General features: G+C 72.1%; 16 protein-coding genes. 4 read left to right on the top strand and 12 right to left on the bottom strand.

Going from position 1 to position 17812, the window contains the following annotated elements:
- Positions 1 to 4: 4 nt before the first annotated feature.
- Positions 5 to 1192, top strand: coding sequence for a TerD family protein (locus OG440_RS28660; RefSeq protein WP_406011484.1), 1188 nt, complete (start codon positions 5 to 7; stop codon positions 1190 to 1192).
- Positions 1193 to 1359: 167 nt separating this feature from the next.
- On the opposite strand, the gene OG440_RS28655 is transcribed toward OG440_RS28660, so the two are convergent.
- From OG440_RS28655 to OG440_RS28630, 6 genes are all read right to left on the bottom strand, one after another.
- Positions 1360 to 1932 carry a TetR/AcrR family transcriptional regulator gene (locus OG440_RS28655; protein WP_406009657.1) on the bottom strand — a complete coding sequence of 191 codons (573 nt, stop codon included), beginning with the start codon at positions 1930 to 1932 and terminating at the stop codon, positions 1360 to 1362.
- Positions 1933 to 2189: 257 nt separating this feature from the next.
- Positions 2190 to 3206, bottom strand: a complete 1017-nt coding sequence (locus tag OG440_RS28650; protein WP_406009656.1) for a 1-aminocyclopropane-1-carboxylate deaminase — start codon at positions 3204 to 3206, stop codon at positions 2190 to 2192.
- Between the two features lie 44 nt (positions 3207 to 3250).
- Entirely contained in the window at positions 3251 to 3889 is a 639-nt protein-coding gene (locus tag OG440_RS28645; RefSeq protein ID WP_406009655.1) for a GntR family transcriptional regulator, read from the bottom strand.
- An 80-nt stretch (positions 3890 to 3969) separates the two neighbouring features.
- A complete protein-coding gene (locus OG440_RS28640) occupies positions 3970 to 5553 on the bottom strand; it encodes a TROVE domain-containing protein (protein WP_406009654.1) in 1584 nt (527 codons plus the stop codon).
- Positions 5554 to 5914: 361 nt separating this feature from the next.
- Positions 5915 to 7378: an alkaline phosphatase PhoX gene (locus OG440_RS28635; RefSeq protein ID WP_406009653.1), complete on the bottom strand. Its 1464-nt coding sequence runs from the start codon at positions 7376 to 7378 to the stop codon at positions 5915 to 5917.
- A gap of 176 nt (positions 7379 to 7554) precedes the next feature.
- Entirely contained in the window at positions 7555 to 8982 is a 1428-nt protein-coding gene (locus OG440_RS28630) for a hypothetical protein (protein WP_406009652.1), read from the bottom strand.
- Positions 8983 to 9330: 348 nt separating this feature from the next.
- Here OG440_RS28630 and OG440_RS28625 point away from each other — a divergent pair, with 348 nt between their 5' ends.
- Entirely contained in the window at positions 9331 to 11157 is a 1827-nt protein-coding gene (locus tag OG440_RS28625; protein WP_406009651.1) for an endonuclease/exonuclease/phosphatase family protein, read from the top strand.
- Positions 11158 to 11172: 15 nt separating this feature from the next.
- On the opposite strand, the gene OG440_RS28620 is transcribed toward OG440_RS28625, so the two are convergent.
- From OG440_RS28620 to OG440_RS28610, 3 genes are all read right to left on the bottom strand, one after another.
- A complete protein-coding gene (locus OG440_RS28620) occupies positions 11173 to 11916 on the bottom strand; it encodes an SRPBCC domain-containing protein (protein WP_406009650.1) in 744 nt (247 codons plus the stop codon).
- Positions 11917 to 11929: 13 nt separating this feature from the next.
- Complete coding sequence (locus OG440_RS28615; RefSeq protein ID WP_406009649.1) at positions 11930 to 12580, bottom strand: ArsR/SmtB family transcription factor; 651 nt, start codon at positions 12578 to 12580, stop codon at positions 11930 to 11932.
- A gap of 388 nt (positions 12581 to 12968) precedes the next feature.
- A complete protein-coding gene (locus OG440_RS28610; RefSeq protein ID WP_406011483.1) occupies positions 12969 to 13538 on the bottom strand; it encodes a DUF3618 domain-containing protein in 570 nt (189 codons plus the stop codon).
- 171 nt (positions 13539 to 13709) lie between these two features.
- On the opposite strand from OG440_RS28610, the gene dapA reads away from it, so the two are divergent.
- A complete protein-coding gene (dapA, locus tag OG440_RS28605) occupies positions 13710 to 14651 on the top strand; it encodes a 4-hydroxy-tetrahydrodipicolinate synthase (RefSeq protein ID WP_406009648.1) in 942 nt (313 codons plus the stop codon).
- A 53-nt stretch (positions 14652 to 14704) separates the two neighbouring features.
- On the opposite strand, the gene dapD is transcribed toward dapA, so the two are convergent.
- Complete coding sequence (gene dapD, locus OG440_RS28600; protein WP_406009647.1) at positions 14705 to 15694, bottom strand: 2,3,4,5-tetrahydropyridine-2,6-dicarboxylate N-succinyltransferase; 990 nt, start codon at positions 15692 to 15694, stop codon at positions 14705 to 14707.
- A 145-nt stretch (positions 15695 to 15839) separates the two neighbouring features.
- Between dapD and OG440_RS28595 the strand changes: the two genes are divergently transcribed.
- Positions 15840 to 16784 carry a winged helix-turn-helix transcriptional regulator gene (locus tag OG440_RS28595; protein ID WP_406009646.1) on the top strand — a complete coding sequence of 315 codons (945 nt, stop codon included), beginning with the start codon at positions 15840 to 15842 and terminating at the stop codon, positions 16782 to 16784.
- Here OG440_RS28595 and OG440_RS28590 read toward each other — a convergent pair.
- Entirely contained in the window at positions 16693 to 17310 is a 618-nt protein-coding gene (locus OG440_RS28590) for a TetR/AcrR family transcriptional regulator (RefSeq protein ID WP_406009645.1), read from the bottom strand. The two genes, OG440_RS28595 and OG440_RS28590, sit on opposite strands and share 92 nt — an antisense overlap.
- Complete coding sequence (locus OG440_RS28585) at positions 17310 to 17630, bottom strand: DMT family transporter (RefSeq protein WP_406009644.1); 321 nt, start codon at positions 17628 to 17630, stop codon at positions 17310 to 17312. The genes OG440_RS28590 and OG440_RS28585 overlap by 1 nt, the downstream gene beginning before the upstream one ends.
- Positions 17631 to 17812: the final 182 nt, after the last annotated feature.

Raw genomic sequence — 17812 nt, 5'->3', positions numbered from 1 at the left:
AGCTATGACCCCCGGCTCGAACATCCCTCTCCCCACCGCGCGCGTGACGGTGGACGTCGCCGCTCCGGTGCGGCTCGACGTTTCGGGCCTGCTGCTCACCGCCGACGGCAAGGTGCGCTCCGACGACGACTTCATCTTCTACAACCAGCCGACCGGCCCCGGCGTGACCTACCGCTCCGGCGGCGGCGCGGCCCCCGACGCGATCACCGTCGACACGTCCGCGGTCCCGCCGGGCATCGAGAAGATCGTCGTCACCGCCAGCCCGGACGCCACGGGGCAGACGTTCCAGGGCGTGGAACCGACGGCGACGATCCGCAGCGCGGACGACAACAGCGTGCTGGCCACGTTCACGCCCCCGCAGCTCGGCTCGGAGACGGCACTCGTCGTCGTGGAGATCTACTTCCGCAACGGCGCGTGGAAGGCCCGTGCGGTGGGCCAGGGGTACGCGAACGGCCTGGCGGGCATCGCCACCGACTTCGGGGTGACGGTGGAGGAACCGGCGCCGGCCGCGCCGCCGCAGCGGGTCGCCGCACCCCCCGTGCCCCAGTCGCCGATGAGCCCGGCGGCCCCGCCGATGCCTCCGGCGCCGCCCGCCGCGCCGCCCGCCGCCCCGGGGAAGATCAACCTGGACAAGGGCCGGGTCAGCCTCCAGAAGAACCAGACCGTGTCCCTCGTCAAGGGCGGCCGGCCGCTGCTCTCGCAGGTCAAGATGGGTCTGGGCTGGGAGCCGGCGTTCCGCGGCAAGGACATCGACCTCGACGCCTCGGTCATCGCCTACGGTCCCCAGCGCAACCACATCGACAGCTGCTACTTCGGCAAGCTGTCCATCGTGAACGGCGCGATCAAGCACTCCGGCGACAACCTCACCGGCGAGGGCGGCGGTGACGACGAGGTGATCGTCGTCGACCTCGGCCGTCTCCCGCAGGAGGTGTCCGGCCTGGTCTTCACGGTGAACTCCTTCTCCGGCCAGAAGTTCACGGAGGTCGCCAAGGCCTACTGCCGTCTCCTGGACGCCTCGACCGGCGAGGAGCTCGTCCGTTTCGACCTCACCGGCGCCGAACCGCAGACCGGCGTGCTGATGGCCAAGCTCATCCGGCAGTTCTCCGGCGAGTGGGAGATGACGGCCATGGGGGACTTCGTGAAGGCCCGCACCGTGCGGAACATGGTGAAGCCGGGTGCCCAGGCACTGTAGCCACACCCCGCCCGGGCCCGGCCCGCAGCCGTCCGGCCAGGGGCGCCCGCCACCACGGGGGCGCCCGCTGTCGTCAGCGGGCGGGTCGTTGAGCCTGCGGGGTCGTTGAGCGGGCGGGGTCGTGAGCGGGGGGCGTCCGGGCGCCGGCTCGTGAGCGCGCGGACTCGTCAGCGGGCGGGCCGCAGGCCCTCCGTCAGCAGCGACACGTACCGGCGGATGGCGTCGCGGTCCCCCTTCGCCAGCTCCGACGCCGTCGCCACCCCGTGCGCGAGGCGCAGTACGTCGATCGGCTCGATGTCGGCCCGCAGGGTGCCCTCCCGCTGCGCCGCCTCCACCAGCCGGGTCGCCGCCTCCTTCACGGGCGTGCCGCAGGCGGTGACCGGGGCCACGCTGCCGTCCGTGACGGCGGAGCCCAGCAGCGACTTCATACCGCGGACCTGGATCGTGCCGACGCACAGTTCGTTGAGCCACTCCACCAGCGCCTCGCCCGGCGGGAGTTCCCCACCGAGCTCGTCGGCCCGTACGGCGAGCGCCTCGATCCGGTCGACGTAGGCCGCCTCCAGCAGTGCCCGACGCGTCGGGAAGTGCCGGTACAACGTGCCGGATCCGACGCCCGCCCGCTTGGCGATGTCGTCGAGGGAAGCACCCTCCCCACGCTCGGCGAAGGCCTCGGCCGCCACCTTCAGCAAGCGCTCGTAGTTGCGGCGAGCGTCCGCACGCATGGGCCTGACCTGCGTCATCCAGTTACTCCTTGCGAACCGGGGGCTCTCTGCGCATCTTGCCGGACACCGAGCGGAGAAAGCCCCCGCTCACCGCGCTCGTCTCTGCGGGTCCACGACCAGGGTCTTTTCGTGCTGCCCGCATGTTCCACCAGTTCCCGCGGGGACACCAGGCAGGGAGCCACCCGGACAGGGAACAGGAAACGCCCTGGACAGGTCCCGTGACGGGAGCGGACGCCGTGGCGGGTCCCGTCGTGGAACCGCAGCCGTGCGAGGTCTCAGAACAGCGCGCTGTACGCGTTCAGGGCCGGTTGTCCGCCCAGGTGCGCGTACAGCACGGTGGAGTCGCGGCCGATCTCGCCGCGTGCGACCAGGTCGACGAGCCCGGCCATCGACTTCCCCTCGTAGACGGGGTCGGTGACCATGCCCTCGGTGCGCGCGGCGAGCCGCATCGCCTCCAGGGTCGTCTCGTCCGGGACGCCGTAGACGCCGGCGTGGTACCGCTCGTCCAGCTCGACGTCCTCGACGGTCAACTCGCGCTCGAGTCCGATGAGTTGCCCCGTGCGATGCGCGATGCGGGCGATCTGCTCCCGGGTCTCGGTGGGCTTGGCCGAGGCGTCGATCCCGATCACGCGACGGGGCCGCCCGCCCGCCTCCTCCAGCGCGGCGAACCCGGCGACCATGCCGGCCTGGGTCGAGCCGGTCACCGAACAGACGATCACGGTGTCGAAGAAGACGCCCGCCTCCCGCTCCTGCTCGGCGACCTCGTACGCCCAGCCGGCGAAGCCCAGCCCGCCGAGCGGATGGTCGGAGGCCCCGGCCGGGATGGCGTACGGCTTGCCGCCCGACTCCTCGACCTCCCTGAGCGCCAGCTCCCAGCTCTCCTTGAAGCCGATGCCGAACCCGGCCCGGATCAGGCGTACATCTGCCCCGGCGAGCCGGCTGATCAGGATGTTGCCGACCTTGTCGTACACGGAGTCGGGCCACTCCACCCAGCTCTCCTGCACCAGCACGCACTTCAGTCCGGCACGGGCGGCGACGGCCGCGACCTGACGGGTGTGGTTGGACTGCACCCCGCCGATCGACACGAGCGTGTCGCAGCCCTGCGCGAGCGCGTCGGCGACCAGGTACTCCAGCTTGCGGGTCTTGTTCCCGCCGTACGCGATCCCGGAGTTGCAGTCCTCGCGCTTCGCCCAGAGCGCGGCTCCACCGAGGTGGGCGGTGAGCCGTTCCAGCGGGTGGACCGGGGAGGGGCCGAAGAGGAGGGGGTAACGCTCGTACGAGGAGAGGGTCATGGGGGCCTCCTGGAGCAGTGGGCGGGTCGCGGTCGGTCGGTCCGTCAGTCGGCGTCGGCGAGGTCCGCGAGGGTGCGCCAGATCTCCGCCGTGACGCGGACGGCGCCGTCCGCGTCACCGTCGGCGCAGGCCTCGATCAGCCGGCCGTGCAGTCCGGCCGAACGGCAGGTGCCGCCCTCGCCGAAGCGCCGTCGCTCCAGCCGCCGGACGAGGGGGGTGTAGCGGGCGATGGTGGCGGCGGCGGCGCGGTTTCCCGCCGCCCGGACCAGCACGTCGTGCAGCGCGTCGTCGGCGCGCAGGGCGGCGTCCACGTCCCCCTCCCGTACGGCGGCGGCGAACCGCTCGTTGGCCGCGCGCATCCCCTCGACGTCCGCCGCGAACAGCCGGGGCACCGCCACCCGGGTGGCCAGCTCGTGCATCGCGCCGACCACCGCGGCCGCGTCCCGCACGTCGGCGGCCACGACCGGGGTGACCCGCGTGTAGCTCTGCGGCTTGCTCTCCAGCAGCCCCTCGTCGACCAGCCGGGCGAACGCCTCCCGCACCGGCGCCCGGGACAGCCCGAGCCGCTCGGCGAGATCGGCGTCGCGGACCACCGCGCCGGGGGCGATGTCCCCGGCCACGATGGCGTCCCGGATCGCCGCGTAGGCGCGGTCCCTGAGCAGCGTGCGTGGCACAGCCTCCATGAACTGAAATGTTAGATATCAGTTCGGCCCGCCCGCAAGGCCCCGGCGGCCACGGGAATGCAGCCACGCGAGGCCGGCTCTCAGGCCGCCCACGGCCACCGGGTGTCGTCGGCGGCCTCGAGCAGCGGCACCATCCGGAAGGCCGCGTCGGAGAGCCCGCCGAAGGTGTGCCGGTTCCCCGTGCCCGCCGGACCGTGGCCCGCGCGGTAACCGGCCAGGTTCCAGGTGTAGACCGGCACGTCCGCCGGGACCTGGTCGGTCGGGCCGCCGTGGCGGCTCGCCGCGAACTGCTCGTCGGTGACGATCAGCACCCGGTCGTGGCCGCGGTAGTGCCGGCGCACGGCCTCGGTGGTGTCCGTACCACCGAGGTCTTTGAAGCGCTCCAGAATCTTCAGCATCGACTCCTCCTCACGGAACGTGATCGTGTTGCTGCTGGTGCCGAACTCGACGAGGTCGGCGTCGGCCGCCCGCAGGGCGAGCGCCGTACCGAAGATCGCCGCCGCGTCGGCCCGGTTGAGCTCGGAACGGTCCGACAACCGCGCGTAGAACATCGAACCGGAGCGGTCGACGAGCACCAGTGTCCGGCCGGGCAGCGCCGGCACGTTGGCCAGCGAGTGGCCGAGCGCCCGCTCCAGCGGGTACGCCCAGCGCAGCGACGGCGCGTGCCGGTACGCCGCGAGGTACCGGAAGGGGAACTGCCGCGAGCGCGCGACCTCCGCCGGATCGCTGATCTTCGCCGCCACCCGCGCCGCGACCTCGTCGCAGACACCGGCCTCGTCGAAGTTGCGCAGGTTGCGGGTCGCGGCCATGGCCCCCATGGAGGGGATGACCGCCTCCCAGGCCGCCCTGTCCATCGGCCCCTGGAGCCAGCCGGCCAGCGCCTCCCAGGTCATCCCGGCCGCCGCGAGCCGCTCGGCCCCGGCCCGCGAGGTGACCACCGCACGCCGCTCCTCGACGGGCAGCGCCGTCAGCTCGCGGTGCGCGGTCAGGACGGGGTCGGAGGCGGGCGGCACGGCCGTGTCCGGGTGGTGCCGCCGGTCCAGGGCGTACCGGAACAGCTCGCCCTGCCACGGCTTGTCCGGGTCCGGCGCCGCGTGCACCAGGTTGAGGACGTCACCGAAGCGGTAGCCCTTGGACGCGGTGTCGTACTTCAGCAGCGACCTGCCGTCGTACAGCCGTCGTACGGCGTCGGCGATCCCCCGCTTGACGGGCTTGGGGATGTTGCGCCCGTGCGTCGCCGTCCAGTAGGCGAGCAGCTCGCCGGGCTCGTCCGGCCGCCGCAGCACGGAGTCCACGACCTGCCGGTTCGACGGGCCTTCGGTGGCGCCCGCCGCCAGGCGCGCGTGGACGTACTCGGCGGCGCCGACGACCGCGGCGGTACGGAGGTTGCCCTCGCCGCGCAGCCAGCCGAGCAGGCCCGCCGTCCAGGACGGGTCGTCGACGGCGAGTTCGCGCACCAGCTTCGTGAAGCGGTCGTCGCGGGCCGCGCCGGTCTCGTAGAAGGTCTGCTGGGAGACGAAGTTGGCCACCGCCAGCAGAAAGAGTTCGGAGCGGGCGTCCCGCTCGGATCCTCGGCCGCCCTGGTGGGTGCGGAGCGTGCGGCCCGTGGTGGTCACGGGCGAGGTGGGATGCTTTTTACGGGCACGGACATTGAAGCGCGCCATGATGAATTCCCCCGAATTCAAAGCTCATTCAGTCGTGTTCCGGGGAGTGGCGCAGCATGGGGAAGGTGCCCGAGATCAGGAGTCGGCGACGGACTTAGCCAGATGCTCTGTCCGACTGAGCTACATCGGCCCTGAGCCGATGACGGGACTCGAACCCGCGACCGTCCGATCCAATGAAGTAACCGTTGCCTGCGCACCGGGCACCCACCGCATGCTGCGCCTCCCGAGATCGAGTCGGCGGCGGCGTGCATTTCTGTGGAAAGAAGTAGCCGCAGCCTGCGCACCGGGAGGTGCGTTGTCGTGATCTCAATCTAGGAGACGCAGCACGGACGTCGCGAGCGAATTAAAAGCCGTCGGTGAATTACCGCTTCTGGCGCTTCCAGGGGCCGGTGATGGCGAGCATGATGCCCGGGGTCTGTATGTTGGCGTACAGGGTGTGGCCGTCGGGCGAGAAGGTGACGCCGGTGAACTCGCTGTACTCCGGCTCGTCCGCGGTGCCGATGTTCAGCTCGTTGCGGGCGATGGGGTAGGTGCGGCCGCTGTCGGTGGCGCCGAAGAGGTGCTGGACGCCCTCGCCGTCCTCGGCGATGACGAGACCGCCGTACGGGGAGACGGTGATGTTGTCGGGGCCGTCGAAGGCACCGTCGACGGACGGGTCGGGGTTCACGCCCAGCAGGACCTTCAGGGTCAGGGTGCGGCGCTTGGGGTCGTAGAACCAGACGGCGCCGTCGTGCTGGACGGGGCTCTCGTCACGGGCGTAGGACGAGACGATGTAGGTGCCGCCGTCGCCCCACCACATGCCCTCCAGCTTGCGGGCGCGGGTGACCTGGCCGTCGGTGAACTGCTTGCGGACCGGCACCGACTTGGCGTCGCGGTCGGGGACGTCGATCCAGTCGACGCCGTACACCGTGCCGATCTTCGTGGCGCGGGAGAGGTCGTCGACGAACTTGCCGCCCGAGTCGAAGCACTTGAAGGCCTGGAGGACGCCGGCGTCGTCGGCGAGGGTGCGCAGCTTGCCGCGGCCGTGCCGGAAGCCCGCCGGCGGGGTCCAGCGGAAGAGCAGGCCGTTGGGGCCGGAGGCGTCCTCGGTGAGGTAGGCGTGGCCGCGCTTGGGGTCGATGACGACCGCCTCGTGGGCGTACCGGCCGAACGCCTTGACCGGCTTGGGGTCGCGGTTGGCGCGGCGGTCTTCGGGGTCGACCTCGAAGATGTACCCGTGGTCCTTGGTCATGCCGTTCTGGCCGGCCTTGTCCTCGGTCTCCTCGCCGGTGAGCCAGGTGTCCCAAGGCGTGGTCCCGCCCGCGCAGTTGGTGGACGTGCCGGCGATTCCGACCCACTCGGCGACATGGCCGCCGGGGCGCACCTCGACGACCGTGCAGCCGCCGGCCGCCGCCGGGTCGTAGACCAGGCCCTCGGTGAGCGGGACCGGGTACGCCCAGCTCGCGCGCGGGCCCTTCAGCTCGTGGTTGTTGACGAGCAGGGTGGCACCGCGCGGGCCGCAGAAGGTGGCGGTGCCGTCGTGGTTGGACGGGGTGATCTCGCCGGACTCCAGCTTGGTCCTGCCGCTGTAGGTGATGACGCGGTACTTGAACCCGGCCGGCAGCGCGAGGATGCCGTCGGGGTCGGGCAGCAGCGGGCCGTAGCCGACGCCGTGGTGCCCGGACGCCGACGCCCGGCGCGCGTCGGCGGTGTCCGCCGCGGACTCGGTCTCCGTGGACGCGAGGGCGTTCGGCGCGGTGGCGAGGGCGCCTACGCTGCCCGCCAGCGCGACCCCGGCACCGGTGATCGCGGATTGTCTGGCGAAGTCCCTGCGGGTGAGCGACATGGTGTCTCCTGAGACGCGGTGGAGGTGCCGTGGAGGGTGGCGGACCTCGGTTCGGCGCCACCGTCCCGCCCGCGCCTGAACAGCAGTTGAACGAGGGGCGTCTTCAGGGGACCCCCTTCCGTGAATCCGTTCGGATCAGGCCACGGGAGGCCGAAGGAGCCCGCACGGCGGGAGACTCATCCGCCCTGCTGCGACCGTGCCTTGAACGCCGCCTTGCGGGCTTCCTTCGCGATGCGCTTGTCCGGATGCAGACGTCCCATCGCCTCCAGGACGTCCGGGGTCGCCGGGTGGTCGACGCGCCAGGCCGCCGAGAAGAACCCGCCGTGCTGCTCGGCCAGCCCCTCGACGAGGGCCTGGAGCTCCTCGGAGTTGCCCTCCGCGGCGAGCTGCGCAGCGAGCGTGTCGATGGTGAGCCAGAAGACCAGGTCCTCGGAGGGCGCCGGTACGTCCGTCGCGCCGAGCTCGCTGAGCCAGACACGGGCGAGGCCGCCGAGTTCGGCGTCGTCGAGGACCTCGCGGACGGCGGGTTCGGCCTGGCCGCCGACGAGGGAGAGGGCCTGCTGGCAGCGCAGTCGGCGCAGCGGGGCGCCGGGGTCCGAGCCGCGGGCGGCGGCCAGCAACTCCCGTGCCGCGTCGAGGGGTTCGCGGCGCACCAGCCAGTGCTCGGTCTCGGCGAGGGCGGCGCGCGGACCGTAGCCGGAGCTGCCGTCGAGGAGGGCGTCGGCGCCCTTGTCGGCGAGGTCGCCGACGGCCGGGGCCTGGAAGCCGGCTTCCAGCAGCCGGGCCCGCAGCCCGTACACGCCGAGGGGCGTGAGCCGGACCATGCCGTAGCGGGAGACGTCGCTCTCGTCGAAGGGGGCGGCGGGCTCCTCCTCGGGGTCCGCCATCAGGTCCTCGTCGACGGGCCGGTAGGCGATGATCCCGATCGGCTCCAGGAGGCGGAACTGGTCGTCGAGCCGCATCATCGCGTCGGAGACCTGCTCCAGGACGTCGTTGGTGGGCTCGTCCATGTCACCGGGGATGATCATCGAAGCGGCGAGGGCGGGCAGCGGGACCGGGGCGTCGCCGGGGCCGTCCTCGCTGGCGGTGAGCAGGTAGAGGTTGCCGAGGACACCGTCGAGGAATTCGGCCTCGGCCTCGGGGTTCCAGTCGAGCCGGGAGAAGTCGATCTCGCCGCCCTCGTCCATCGCCTCCATCAGCTCGTCCAGGTCGGGGACGGCCGCGTCGGCGAGCACCGTCTCCAGGGCGCCGAGCCAGACGGCGAGGATGTCGTGCGGGGACCCGCCGGTCAGCAGGGCCAGGTCCTCGCCGGCCGCGACGGTGCCGGCCTCCTCGTCGACGACCTCCACGAGCCCGGCGTCCACGGCGACCCGCCAGGCCTCGCTCGCGTACGCGGCGGCGTCGTCCCCGGTCAGCCCCAGCACCTCGGCGGCGGGCGCCAACTGGTCCTCGACGAGGCCGCCCCCGGCGTCGACCCGGGTGTCGGGACCGGCCCAACGGGCGAGCAGGGCCGCCCGGGAGAGCAACGGCGTGGACAGCGCGTCGCGCGCCAGCTCCGCTTCGGGGTGCAGCCGCACCGGCGGCAGGGGGGAGCTGTCTGACATCGGCTGGTTCTCCTAGAACGCGTGGTGCCACCGGCCCGCCGGGGACACTGGGCCACTCAGCCTAGACGGGTATGGACCCATGCCGCCCGGTTCATCTCCCCGCCGGGCGGCGTACATGGCCGAAACCTTGACAAGTGGCGTGAGCAGGCAGGAGATTGACGCGCGTAGAAATCCGCTGGACATCTGTTCACCGTATTTTCTACGCGCGTCACGTCCGCCTCGCGGATCGCGGCCCCTCGCTCCACGCACCACTCTCGTTCGACGCCCCACCCTCGTTCCACGCACCACCCTCGTTTTCCACGTTCCACCCTCGTCCCGGCGCTCATGTACGTCCCCGGAGGGATTCCGTTGCCGAGCAAGAAGTCCGCGCGCATCTCCGCGCTCACCGTCGCCGCCGTCTGTTCCGCGGCCTCCACCGTCGCCCTGTCCGCGCCCGCGCACGCGGAGACGGTGGCCATCCACGACATCCAGGGCACGACCCGGGTGTCGCCGTACGCCGGCCAGGCGGTCACGGGTGTGGCCGGAATCGTCACCGGTGTGCGCACTTACGGCTCGTCCAGAGGCTTCTGGATCCAGGATCCGAACCCGGACGCCGACCCGGCGACCAGCGAGGGCGTCTTCGTCTTCACCAGCTCCGTTCCCAAGGTCGCCGTCGGTGACTCCGTCACGGTGACCGGCACGGTCTCGGAGTTCGTCCCGGGCGGCGCCTCGACCGGCAACCAGACGATCACGGAGATCACCAAGCCGACGGTGACCGTGGTCTCCAGCGGCAACGCGGTCCCGGCCGCGACGGTCGTGAACGCGAAGTCGGTCCCGGCCGCCTACACCCCGGCCGGCGACCCCGCCGCGAGCAACTCGGTCAACGGCCTCACCCTGCGGCCCGCCACGTACGCCCTGGACTACTACGAGTCCCTCGAGGGCATGAACGTCCAGGTCGCCGACGCCCGTGTGGTCACCGCCACCGACCCGTACAGCGAGCTGTGGGTCACGGTGAAGCCGCGCGAGAACACCAGCCGCAGCGGGGGCGCGCTGTACGGCTCCTACACCTCGCAGAACACCGGCAGGATCCAGATCCAGTCGCTCGGCGCGACGGCGGACTTCCCGGTCGCGAACGTCGGCGACGCGCTGACCGGCGTCACCTCGGGTCCGCTGGACTACAACCAGTTCGGCGGCTACACGCTCGTCGCGAACCGGCTCGGCACGCTGAAGAGCGGCGGCCTGGAGCGGGAGACGACGCAGAAGCAGAAGAAGGGCGAGCTGGCGGTCGCGACGTACAACGTCGAGAACCTCGACCCGTCCGACGCCACGTTCGAGGAGCACGCCTCCGCGATCGTGAACAACCTGAAGTCGCCCGACATCGTGTCCCTGGAGGAGATCCAGGACAACAACGGCGCGACCAACGACGGTACGGTCGCCGCCGATGTGACGGTGGGCAAGCTGATCGACGCGATCGTGGCCGCGGGCGGCCCGAGGTACGACTGGCGCTCGATCGACCCGACGAACAACACGGACGGCGGCGAGCCGGGCGGAAACATCCGTCAGGTGTTCCTGTTCAACCCGGAGCGGGTCTCCTTCACCGACCGCGCGGGCGGCGACGCGGCCACCGCCGTCGGCGTCACCAAGGTGCGCGGCAAGGCGCAGCTGACCGCCTCCCCCGGCCGTATCGACCCGGCCGACGCGGCCTGGGCGAGCAGCCGCAAGCCGCTGGTCGGCGAGTTCGTCTTCCGCGGCCGTACGGTCTTCGTGATCGCCAACCACTTCAACTCCAAGGGCGGCGACCAAGGCCTCACCGCGCAGTACCAGCCGGTGGTGCGCAGCTCGGAGACCCAGCGCCACCAGCAGGCGACGCTGGTCAACGCGTTCGTCAAGGACATCCTCGACACGCAGAAGAACGCGGACGTCATCGCGCTGGGCGACATCAACGACTTCGAGTTCTCCGGCACCGCGCAGCTCCTCGAAGGTGACGGCGAGCTGTGGTCGGCGATCAAGTCGCTGCCGAGGAGCGAGCGTTACACCTACGACTACCAGGGCAACCAGCAGGTCCTGGACCAGATCCTGGTGAGCCCGTCGATCCGGCGCGGCTGCGGCTTCGAGTACGACAGCGTGCACATCAACTCGGAGTTCCACGACCAGATCAGCGACCACGACCCGCAGGTGCTGCGCTTCGAGCCGTAACACCCGCCGCCGCGGTCAGCGGGGCCGGCCGAACACTCCGTCCAGCCAGCCCCGCCAGGCGGCCTCGTTCGCCCGGGCGTCGGCGTCCGGCGCGAAGTCGTGGACGCTGACGCCGACCGGGTAGCCCCAGTGGTTGCGGCCGAAGAAGCGGACGAGGGCGTTGTCGCCGCGCAGCCCGACGAAGTACGGGTTGCGGAAGTCGACCACGGCGTCGAGGAGGCGCCCCCCGGCGCCGCCGACCTGGACGCGCGCGCCCTCTGCCGTGTCGTCCGCGAGGCCCAGCGCCCGCGCCACGGCGGTGAGGGCGTCGGGCGCCTTGGACGCGTCGGGCCCGTCGAAGGTGACGAAGGCGACCGGGCGGCCGTCGAAGTGCGTCAGGTACTCCCGCAGGGTGTGCAGGTAGAAGTCGGTGTGCCGGCCCGCCGCGTCGTACTGGTTGTCCCAGTCGTCGACGAAGATACCGCTGTGCACGTAGCGCACCCAGGCCCGCCGGCCCTCGTCGCGCGGTTCGACGGTGTAGTCCAGCTGGTTGAGGGTCTGCTCGGAGATGCCGTCGACGTTCTCGACCCGGTTGGTGTAGCGGTGGGGCGGGTCCCAGACGGTGACCGTGGAACCGAAGGGTCCCTTGCCGCCCTCGTGCGGCTCCGGCTCCTCCATCGGCCACAGCCAGCCGCCGGTCCCCGCGGTGAAGGCGTCCCACACCTGCTGCGGTGTGGCGTCGACCTCGAACTCGCGGGCGATCTCGAATTCCTTGGACATGGTGGGCTCCTGATTACCGACTGTCTGGTTCTGGTTCTGGTTCTCGGTTCCGGGGCTGCGGCTGGTCCTGTGGCAGCGCCGGGGCCTTGACCGTGGGATGGACGGCCACGACGATCCGGTGGTCGCGGCCGCTCCCGGCGTCGGGGGCGTCGTACTTGCGGATGAGCGCGCTGACGCCCGCCGTCAGTTCCTGGACGAACGCGGCCCGGTCGGCGGCCGAGGCGAAGCGCACCTCGCCGTCCAGCGCGTAGGTCGCCAGTCCCTTGCGGGCCTTCTCGGCACCGGTGATCAGCGAGCCGACATCACGCACCAGCCGGGCACCGAGCGCGAGCAGCCAGCGCGCGGACAGCTGATCCCGGAAGCGGTCCGGGTCCGGCTGCACCGCGGCGAGCGCGAGCGGCGAGATCACGTACGACGCCGCGGTCGCCCGCATCAGCCGCTCGGTCACGTTGCCCTTGCGGCGCTCACCGGCCAGTTCGACCAGCCCGTGCCGTTCCAGCGCCTTGAGGTGGTAGTTCACCTTCTGCCTCGGCAGCCCGACCTTGCCGGCCAGCATCGCCGCCGACGCGGGTCCGGCCGCCAGCTCGGCGAGCAGCCTGGCCCGTATGGGGTCCAGGGAGACGGCGGCGGCCTCGGGGTCCTCGATCACGGTCACGTCCAGCATGCGTCCAGCGTCTCACCGAAAACTTTTCTTGTCCAGGAGAATCGAGTGTTCGGTGGGAGTCGGCGGGAGCACGGAACGTGGACGGAGCGAGGGCGGAATGCGGGCTGAGCGAGGGCGGAATGCGGGCCGGGTGCCGTCGGCGGCTTCGGTCCTCGCGTTCGGCGACCGGTCACCGGCCCGCCGGTCAGGGGCCACGGGACGCTCGGCGTCACGCCGGACCCGGTCCCCCGGGCACCGACCCGCCGAGTACGGCGTCACCGGCGTACGGCCCGAGGTCGCGGTCCGAGGTACTGACGCTCTTCCGCTTCGACCGGCTCCGAGAACGAGTGTGCCGGTCACGGACGTGTGCGACGCCCGTGACCGGCACCCTGGTACGACTACTGCCGGGCTACTGCTCCTTCGCCCTGCGCCGGCCCATCACTCCGGCCGCGACCAGCGCCACCGCCGCCGCGCCCACGATCACCACCGGCCGCGGATGCCGCAGGGCGAACCGCACGGGCGCCTGGACCGGGGCGGGCGCCGAGCGCTCCGCGGTGCGGCTCGCGCGGGCCGCGTTGTTCCGCAGGTCGTCGCGGACATGGAGTGCCTGTCGCCGGCCGGTGCGGCCGACGCGCGTGGCCGCGTCCTGCACGGCGTGCTTCGCACGGACCCCGCGCCCCTGGGCCGCGTGACCGGCGTGGCCCGCGCGTTCCTGGACGGCGTGCCCCGCGCGCCCGGCCCGCTCCTGGACGGCGTGCCCCGCACGGCCCGCCCGCTCCTGCACGTGATAGCCGGCCTGGGAGGCCGTGCTGCGCAGCTGTACGGTCATCGCGCCGGCGCGGTCCATGAGATCGGCGGCGCGGGCCTTGGTGCGGCCGCGGACGTCGGCCCTGGCGGCCAGCTCCTCGACCGTGGACCCGAGCCGGTGCCGGGTCCGTTCGATCTGCCGACGCAGGTCGGCCGCTGTCCTGTCGGTCATCCCGGTCACGGGTTCCGCCTCCTTCGTTCCGGAACCCTCCGGGTACCCCGGCCGTCCGCCCCCTACCCCCACGGCGGCCCCGGACGGCGAGGCATCACTACAGGAATACTTACCTGTACCAGGTAGGAAAATTAAGTAGAGCTTCACCTTGGCGGGACCGAGACTAGCCGTATGACGACAGAGCGCATCTCACCCCCGACTCCGACCACCACCCGGCCCCCCGCCCCTCCCTTCGGCCGCGCGCTCTGCGCGATGGTCACGCCGTTCGCCGGCGACGGCTCGCTGGACCTCGACGGTGCGCGGCGGCTCGCCGACCGGCTGGTGTCCGCCGGCTGCGACGGCCTGGTGCTCTCCGGAACGACGGGCGAGTCGCCGACCACGTCGGACGCCGAGAAGACGGAGCTGGTGGCCGCGGTGCGGGAGGCGGTGGGCGACCGGGCGTCGATCGTCGCCGGGGTGGGCACGTCCGACACCCGCCACACCGTCGAACTCGCCCGGTCCGCCGAGAGGGCCGGCGCGGACGGGGTGCTCGTCGTCAGCCCGTACTACAGCAGGCCTCCGCAGGACGCCCTGGAGGCGCACTTCCTGGAGGTCGCGGACGCGTCCGGGCTGCCGGTGATGCTGTACGACATCCCCGGCCGCACGGGCACCCGGATCGAACCGGACACCATGCTCCGGCTCGCCGAGCACCCCCGGATCGTCGCGGTCAAGGACTGTTCCTACGACTTCCTCGGCGCCCAGAAGGTGCTCTCCCGCACCGGGTTGGCGTACTACGCGGGGTGCGAGGAGCACCACCTGGCGCTGTACGCGGTGGGCGGTGCGGGCTATGTCAGCACGGTCGCGAACGTGGTGCCCGAGCGACTGCGCGCCGTTCTGGACGCGTTCGACGCGGGCGCGACCGCCGAGGCCGCCGTTCTCCAGCAACAGACCATGGAACTGGTGGAGTTGACGATGGCCTCGGGCCTGCCCGGCACCGTGACCGCCAAGGGACTCCTGAACGACCTGGGCCTGCCGGCCGGCCCGGTCCGGCCACCGCTGCGCCCCGCCGCCCGCGAGACGGTCGACGCGCTGCGCACGGCCTACGAACGGCTCGTGACCCGACCGGGCGACTGAGCGCCGGACGAGGACGCGCCACCGGCCCGGCCGCAGGTCACAGCCGCCCGTGATCAGTTGTGGCTGTGCAGGATCTCGTTCAGGCCGCCCCATACCGCGTTGTTCGGGCGGGCCTCGACGGCGCCGGAGACCGAGTTGCGGCGGAAGAGGACGTTCGAGGCGCCGGAGAGCTCGCGCGCCTTGACGATCTGGCCGTCGGGCATGGTGACCCGGGTGCCCGCGGTGACGTACAGGCCCGCCTCGACCACGCACTCGTCGCCTAGGGCGATGCCGACGCCCGCCTCGGCGCCGACGAGACAGCGCTCGCCGATGGAGATGACGACGTTGCCGCCGCCGGACAGCGTGCCCATCGTGGAGGCGCCGCCGCCGATGTCCGAGCCGTCGCCGACGATGACGCCCGCGGAGATGCGGCCCTCGACCATCGAGGTGCCGAGGGTGCCCGCGTTGAAGTTGACGAAGCCCTCGTGCATGACCGTGGTGCCCTCGGCGAGGTGGGCGCCGAGGCGGACCCGGTCGGCGTCGGCGATCCGGACGCCCTTCGGCGCGACGTAGTCCGTCATGCGCGGGAACTTGTCGATGGACGTGACCTGGAGGTGCAGACCCTGCGCGCGGGCGTTCAGGCGCACCTTCTCGATGTCGTCCACGGCGACCGGACCGAGCGAGGTCCACGCGACGTTGGCGAGGTGGCCGAACATGCCGTCCAGGCTCTGCCCGTGCGGCTTCACGAGCCGGTGGGAGAGCAGGTGCAGGCGCAGGTAGACGTCGTGCGCGTCGAGCGGCTTGTCGTCGAGCGAGGCGATGACCGTACGGACCGCGACCACCTCGACGCCCCGGCGGGCGTCCGGACCGACGGCCTTCGCCGCGCCGTCGCCGAGCAGCTCCACGGCCTTCTCGGCGGACAGGCGCTCGGTGCCGGACGGGCCGGGCTCGGCGACGAGCGCGGGCGCGGGGAACCAGGTGTCGAGAACGGTGCCGTCGGCGGCGATCGTGGCGAGGCCGGCGGCCGCGGCGCCGCTGGTGCGGGGAACAGTCGTGTCGGTCATGAGGGCAACCTAACCGGCGGGGGGCCGCAGAGGCCAACCCGGGCGGCGGTGTCTCAGGGGGCGGGCCCCGCACCCGCGTCAACCTGGTGAGTTTCTCTTGGGAACCAACTGTGTCAGCATGGCCGTCGGCGACGGGAGGAGGCCCATGGCCCGCAGGACTAGCCTGGAGGATTCCGGCTGTGCCATCGCGCAGGCCCTGGACGTCGTCGGGGACTGGTGGACGCTGCTGATCGTCCGGGACACCGCGCGCGGAGTGCACCGGTTCGACGAGCTCCAGCGTGAACTCGGCCTGTCCCGGAAGGTGTTGACCGAGCGACTGCGGCTTCTCGTCGAGGCGGAGGTGCTCGCGCGGGTGCCGTACCAGGAGCGCCCGGTGCGCCACGAGTACCGCCTCACCCCGCGTGGCCGGGCCCTGCTGCCCGTACTGGTCGCCCTCCAGGACTGGGGGGACGCCTGGGTCCTGGGTGACGGCGGCACCACCGCCACGGCCGGGCAGGCGTCCGCGGAGGCCGGGCGGGTGCACGCGCTGACCGGCACCCGGCTGCCCGCGCTCCGGCTCGTCGACGACCAGGGCTCGCCGCGTGATCCGGTCGCCGACGGCGCGCTCCACACCGTTCTCTACTGCTTCCCCGGCGCCTACGCCCGCCCCGACGCCTACCCGCCGAGCTGGGCGGAGATCCCGGGCACCCCGGGCTGCACGCTGGAGTCCCGCACCTACCGCGACCGGCTCGCCGGATTCCGTGCGGCGGGCGCGGCGGTGCACGGAGTGTCCACTCAACGGCCGGACGAGCAGCGCGCGTTCGCGCAGGAGGAGCGGCTGGGCTTTCCGCTGTTGTCCGACGCCGAGCTGACGTTGATCACGGCGCTGCGGCTGCCGACGTTCCGGGCGGCGGGCGCGAGCCGGCTGAAACGGCTGACCCTGGTCGTGGACCGGGAGCGGGTCGTCCGGCATGTGCAGTATCCGGTGACGGACGTGGCGGGGAGCGTCGAGGAGGCGCTCAGCGTCGTGCGGCGCCTGGGCGGGGACGCCGACCCGGAGCCGCGGCCCGGGGAGCGGCGGGAAGCGGGCGTCCGGGAGCGGCGGGAATGAGCCGGGTCAGCGCCTCGCGCGCGTACTCCTCGTCGTAGGGCGCGTCCGTCAGCAGGACCTGGAGGCAGATCCCGTCCATCAGCGCGACCAGCGCGCGTGCGGTGAGCGGATCGACGTGCCCGGCGAGGAGGGTGGCGAGGTCCTCGGCCCACTCGGCGGCGACCGGGCGCAGCGCGGGCCGTCGCAGGGCGGCCAGGTACAGCTCGTACTCCAGCTCGACGCCGGTACGCTCGCCGGCCAGCCAGTCGCCGAGCAGTCCGGCCAGTTCGGCGGGGAGATCGATGCGGGTGTCCGTCAGCCCGCCGTGGGCCGCGATCGCCTTGGCGAAGCCCTCGTTGGCCTGTCGCAGGGCGGCGGTCATCAGTTCGTCGAGGGTGGCGAAGTGGTAGGTGGTGGAGCCGAGGGGCACGTCCGCCTCGGCGGCGACCGAGCGGTGGCTCAGCCCGGCCAGTCCCTTGTCGCCGACGACCCGGATCGCCGCGTCGATGATCCGCTGCCGCCGCTCGGGGTCGTGGCGCCGGGGCATCAGTGCGCACCTCCCAGGTTGAGCACGACCACTCCCCCGACGATCAAAAGGATGCCGGCGGCCTTGGTGGGCGTCAGCGACTCCCCGAACAGCGCCAGCCCTATGACGGCGATGGCCGCGGTGCCGACCCCGGCCCAGATGGCGTAGGCCGTGCCGATGCCGACGGTCTTGAGGGTCTGGGCGAGGAGCAGGAAGGAGACGACGTAGCCGGAGGCCGTCAGCAGCGAGGGCCAGAGCCTGCTGAAGCCGTCGCTGTACTTCATGGCGGTCGTCGCGGCCACCTCGGCGGCGATGGCGCCGGCCAGCGTCAGGTATCCCATGTGTACAAGCGTACACAGTGATGCGTACGGGTGTACATAACGGCGGCCGGACCGGTACTCCTCATCCCAAGTCGCCGTGGAGTCGAAAGCGTTATGGAAAGCGCTCGCCCAAACGACTGAACGTGAGCCACAGGTTCCACTACTGTTTCACCGTTCACACACCGGGTCATCGCAGCCGCGGC

The organism is Streptomyces sp. NBC_00637 (genome assembly GCF_045161545.1).
Taxonomy (GTDB): domain Bacteria; phylum Actinomycetota; class Actinomycetes; order Streptomycetales; family Streptomycetaceae; genus Streptomyces.
This window is presented reverse-complemented; position numbering and strand designations above follow the sequence as displayed.

What these genes read in the sequence shown, in the direction of transcription:
- OG440_RS28660 (WP_406011484.1), top strand. Translation starts at nt 5, where the DNA reads ATGACCCCCGGCTCGAACATCCCTCTCCCCACCGCGCGCGTGACGGTG.
- OG440_RS28655 (WP_406009657.1), bottom strand. Translation starts at nt 1,932, where the DNA reads ATGACGCAGGTCAGGCCCATGCGTGCGGACGCTCGCCGCAACTACGAG.
- OG440_RS28650 (WP_406009656.1), bottom strand. Translation starts at nt 3,206, where the DNA reads ATGACCCTCTCCTCGTACGAGCGTTACCCCCTCCTCTTCGGCCCCTCC.
- OG440_RS28645 (WP_406009655.1), bottom strand. Translation starts at nt 3,889, where the DNA reads ATGGAGGCTGTGCCACGCACGCTGCTCAGGGACCGCGCCTACGCGGCG.
- OG440_RS28640 (WP_406009654.1), bottom strand. Translation starts at nt 5,553, where the DNA reads ATGGCGCGCTTCAATGTCCGTGCCCGTAAAAAGCATCCCACCTCGCCC.
- OG440_RS28635 (WP_406009653.1), bottom strand. Translation starts at nt 7,378, where the DNA reads ATGTCGCTCACCCGCAGGGACTTCGCCAGACAATCCGCGATCACCGGT.
- OG440_RS28630 (WP_406009652.1), bottom strand. Translation starts at nt 8,982, where the DNA reads ATGTCAGACAGCTCCCCCCTGCCGCCGGTGCGGCTGCACCCCGAAGCG.
- OG440_RS28620 (WP_406009650.1), bottom strand. Translation starts at nt 11,916, where the DNA reads ATGTCCAAGGAATTCGAGATCGCCCGCGAGTTCGAGGTCGACGCCACA.
- OG440_RS28615 (WP_406009649.1), bottom strand. Translation starts at nt 12,580, where the DNA reads ATGCTGGACGTGACCGTGATCGAGGACCCCGAGGCCGCCGCCGTCTCC.
- OG440_RS28610 (WP_406011483.1), bottom strand. Translation starts at nt 13,538, where the DNA reads ATGACCGACAGGACAGCGGCCGACCTGCGTCGGCAGATCGAACGGACC.
- dapA (WP_406009648.1), top strand. Translation starts at nt 13,710, where the DNA reads ATGACGACAGAGCGCATCTCACCCCCGACTCCGACCACCACCCGGCCC.
- dapD (WP_406009647.1), bottom strand. Translation starts at nt 15,694, where the DNA reads ATGACCGACACGACTGTTCCCCGCACCAGCGGCGCCGCGGCCGCCGGC.
- OG440_RS28595 (WP_406009646.1), top strand. Translation starts at nt 15,840, where the DNA reads ATGGCCCGCAGGACTAGCCTGGAGGATTCCGGCTGTGCCATCGCGCAG.
- OG440_RS28590 (WP_406009645.1), bottom strand. Translation starts at nt 17,310, where the DNA reads ATGCCCCGGCGCCACGACCCCGAGCGGCGGCAGCGGATCATCGACGCG.
- OG440_RS28585 (WP_406009644.1), bottom strand. Translation starts at nt 17,630, where the DNA reads ATGGGATACCTGACGCTGGCCGGCGCCATCGCCGCCGAGGTGGCCGCG.